The sequence below is a fragment of the Tetzosporium hominis genome, assembly GCF_002265435.1.
Lineage (GTDB): Bacteria > Bacillota > Bacilli > Bacillales_A > Planococcaceae > Chryseomicrobium > Chryseomicrobium hominis.
The window spans coordinates 1-218 of record NZ_NOKQ01000236.1 but is presented as its reverse complement, the minus strand read 5'-3'; the positions used below and the strand labels follow the sequence as shown (position 1 = coordinate 218).

Below are 218 nucleotides of genomic sequence, written 5' to 3'. Positions count from 1 at the left end.
TTATACACATACTTATCCACTTCTTCATTAGCGTTGTCCACAATTTGTGGATAACGCTTGTTTTATTACAGGACATCTTTTATACTTTCAAAAGGATTACACGCGTAAAACAATCGTTTTATTGTTGTGAATAAGGAGTTTGGTCAGAAAATGAAAACGAAAAGATGGTTTGTGGATGTAACTGGCGAGTTATCCACAAATGATCCACAAATTGCACA

General features: G+C 34.4%; 1 protein-coding gene. It reads left to right on the top strand.

From position 1 onward, the window contains the following. Positions 1-150: 150 nt before the first annotated feature. A partial coding sequence (locus CF394_RS16090; protein ID WP_243370830.1) for a hypothetical protein occupies positions 151-218 on the top strand: 68 nt, incomplete at its 3' end.